The organism is Mycobacterium sp., assembly GCF_036488105.1.
GTDB lineage: Bacteria > Actinomycetota > Actinomycetes > Mycobacteriales > Mycobacteriaceae > Mycobacterium.
The window spans coordinates 1-2,987 of the sequence record NZ_DASXHW010000182.1 but is presented as its reverse complement, the minus strand read 5'-3'; the positions used below and the strand labels follow the sequence as shown (position 1 = coordinate 2,987).

The window sequence follows — 2,987 nt, the reverse complement described above, 5'->3', positions numbered from 1 at the left end:
GTCAACACCGGCCGGGCGCGCCGGTCGGATTGGCCGTCGTCGAGTTTGGCGTAAACGACCAGGACGTCGGCGAAGGGGCCGTTGGTGATGAACGTCTTCTGCCCGTTGAGGATGTAATCGTCACCATCACGTTTGACATAGGTCTTCATTCCGCCGAAGGCATCCGATCCCGCGTCGGGCTCGGTGATCGCCCACGCCGCGATCTTCTCCAGCGTCATGAGTTCCGGAAGCCAGCGTTCTTTTTGGGCGAGCGTGCCGCGGCTCATGATCGTCGCCGCGCCCAGACCCAGGCTCACACCGACCGTACTGAGCAACCCGAGGCTGACCCCGGCGAGTTCGGACACCAGCACGGCTGCCATCGATGCTTGTGCACCCAGGCCGCCGATTCCACCGGATGAGCGCTTCTCGGTTTCCTGCTTCTCCTGCCGGGCCCGCTCTTTGTCCAACATCGTCTTGATTGCTTCCGCGGCGAGCACGTCGAGGCCGAACTCGCTGAACAGCTTCCGCGCGATCGGATACGGCGAAATCTCACCGGTCTCCAGCGCGTCGATATTCGGCCGGATCTCCTTGTCGATGAATCCGCGGATGGTGTCCCGCATGATCAGGTCGGTGTCGGACCATTCGAACATGCTCTGCTCCTTGATTACTGCGGCAGCCGGGCGGCGATGTCGTCGATTACCCACACACCGTCGGTCTCGATGGTGTCGACGTCGTGCCAACCGGACAAGGCCGAAATCGCGCCGCCCTGAACCGCATACACCTTGCCGGTGATCGGGCACTTCTCGGTGGCCAGGTAGGCCACCAGTGGCGAGATGTTGGCCGGACTGAACAGGTCGAGTTCGCCTTCGTCGGGTTCCGACATCAGCGAACCCATGCCGGGCGTGGCCAGCGTCAGCCGGGTGCGCGCGATCGGTGCGATCGCGTTCACCCGCACGCCGTATCGCTCCAACTCCTCTGCGGCGACCAAGGTCAGCGCCGCGATGCCCGCTTTGGCCGAGCCGTAGTTGGCTTGGCCGGCGTTCGGGATTGTCACACCCGAACCCGAGGCGGTGTTGATCACCGCGGCATTGGGTTGGTCACCGGCTTTCGACTGCGCCTTCCAGTAGGCGGCGGCGTGATGCAGCATCGCGAAATGGCCCTTCAAGTGGACCGCGATCACCGCGTCCCACTGCGCTTCCGCCATGCCGGCGATAAACGAATCGCGCAGGATACCGGCGTTGTTGACCAGGATGTCGAGGCCGCCGAACTCGTCGATCGCCTGTTGCACAACACTTTCCGCACCGCTCCAGGTGGAGACGTTCTCGGTGTTGACGACGGCGGTGCCGCCGGCTGCGGTGATCTCTTCTGCCACCTCGTGCGCCGGCCCGGTGTCGGCGCCCTCGCCTTCGTTGCTGCCGCCGAGGTCGTTGACGACGACCTTGGCCCCTTCTTTGGCGAACAGCAGTGCGTGTTCGCGCCCGATACCGCGGCCCGCGCCGGTGATGACCGCCACCCGGCCTTCCAGTGCTCCCATTGATCGAACTCCCTTGTTGTCAGTCGGCTATTACCGCGAGCCCGTCAGTGATGACGAAATCGTCACCGCGCGCGGTCTCGAATGCGTAGCTTGTCGCTCCGTTGGCGCTGCCGACGGACCAGATCCTGGTTTCCAGGTCGTCACCGGGCAGCACCGGTTTGGAGAACCGGACCGCGAAGCGCTTGAGTCGGTTGACATCCGCGCCGGCGAGCTCGGTGAGCACCGCCCACGACGTGAACGCCATGGTGCACAGCCCGTGCGCGATGATGTCGGGCAGACCGGCGTCCCTGGCCACCTCCTCGTCGAGGTGGATCGGCATCGGGTCACCGGCCGCGGGCGAGTAGCGGAAGGTCTGGTCGGTGTCGATGTGCTGCACGACTTTGGCTACCGGCGCCTGTTCGCGCAGTTTGTCGTCGAATTTGTGGTCGGGGCTCAGTTCGCCGATCGTCTTGCCGACCGACATGCCCCGCACGAACGTCGTGACGTATTGCTCATTGACCAGTTCACCGTCCTCGGTGCGACATTCGAGCAGGATCGCGGCACGAGTGCCCTTCTCCAGCCCTTGGTATCCGATCATCTTGCCGCGCGAGACGAGCTTGTCCCCAGGGCGGATCGGGCGGTGAAAGTGGAAGTCCTGTTCGCCGTGGACGATCCGGGGGATGGCTTCGACCGGCATCACGTCGACCGCCGGGGTGAGCAAGGCCTCGAAAACGGGAACGATCGCGAAAACCGGTGGCGCAACGTCCCCTCTGCGGTGCGCTTCGATCGGGTCGTTGGTGGCCGCCGCGTACTCGGCCAGCCGGTCCTGGGTCACGTCGAACCGCTCATCGTCCGTCCAGCGGTCCAGGCCGGTGTCGTCGAAGTCCAGCGTCTCGGTCATCCAAACACCCTTACGCCGCCGCAGACGCCAAGGCGTCCAGCTGGTCGAGCGTCTTGTCGAGTTGCTTGACGCCGTCCTTCTCGACTGCCTTGCCCAGCGCGCCCTTGATCAGCGCACCCTCGAAGTCGCCGAAAACGGTGAATTTCGAGCCATTTTCGGCCGGGTCGATGATGAAGGTGAACCGAGCCTTGACGCCGGCCATTCCGGTGCCCGAAAGCACCAGGGAGTGCGGCGCTTCCACCTGTTCGATCGCCCACTCGATTTTGTTGGCCATCCCGAGCATGACGATCTTGGCCGTCAGCTTGGCGCCTTCGGTCAGCGTGTCGGGCGGCCCCTCGAGCCACTTCTCGTGGACGGTGAACCATTTGTCCCAGTTGGCCAAATCGGTGACGGTCCCCCAGAGTGCTTCCGGGTTGGCCGACAATTCGCGGGTTGCCTCGATGTGTCCCATGGTTGTTCCTTTTCCTACGTTGTTCTTCTGGTTCAGCGCTCGGCGCGCTGATAAGCGGTGACGACGGCTGCTCCGCCAAGTCCGATGTTGTGTTGCAGTGCGGCGGTGACGTTGTCGACCTGGCGCTTGTCGGCCGTACCGCG

The 2,987-nt window shown here is 64.1% G+C and carries 5 protein-coding genes; all 5 read right to left on the bottom strand.

Features of this window, described 5'->3' with window-relative positions; translation table 11 throughout:
• On the bottom strand, window positions 1–629 hold a 629-nt coding region (locus tag VGH54_RS09900; protein ID WP_331511780.1), incomplete at its 3' end, for an acyl-CoA dehydrogenase family protein.
• Between the two features lie 14 nt (window positions 630–643).
• Complete coding sequence (locus tag VGH54_RS09895; RefSeq protein WP_331511779.1) at window positions 644–1,513, bottom strand: SDR family oxidoreductase; 870 nt, start codon at window positions 1,511–1,513, stop codon at window positions 644–646.
• A 19-nt stretch (window positions 1,514–1,532) separates the two neighbouring features.
• Window positions 1,533–2,393, bottom strand: coding sequence for a MaoC/PaaZ C-terminal domain-containing protein (locus VGH54_RS09890; RefSeq protein ID WP_331511778.1), 861 nt, complete (start codon window positions 2,391–2,393; stop codon window positions 1,533–1,535).
• A 10-nt stretch (window positions 2,394–2,403) separates the two neighbouring features.
• A complete protein-coding gene (locus VGH54_RS09885; protein ID WP_331511777.1) occupies window positions 2,404–2,844 on the bottom strand; it encodes a type II toxin-antitoxin system Rv0910 family toxin in 441 nt (146 codons plus the stop codon).
• Window positions 2,845–2,876: 32 nt separating this feature from the next.
• On the bottom strand, window positions 2,877–2,987 hold a 111-nt coding region (locus VGH54_RS09880), incomplete at its 5' end, for a hypothetical protein (RefSeq protein ID WP_331511781.1).

Excerpts from the sequence above, each read along its gene's own strand:
- VGH54_RS09885 (WP_331511777.1), bottom strand. The coding sequence starts at position 2,844 with ATGGGACACATCGAGGCAACCCGCGAATTGTCGGCCAACCCGGAAGCA.
- VGH54_RS09890 (WP_331511778.1), bottom strand. The coding sequence starts at position 2,393 with ATGACCGAGACGCTGGACTTCGACGACACCGGCCTGGACCGCTGGACG.
- VGH54_RS09895 (WP_331511779.1), bottom strand. The coding sequence starts at position 1,513 with ATGGGAGCACTGGAAGGCCGGGTGGCGGTCATCACCGGCGCGGGCCGC.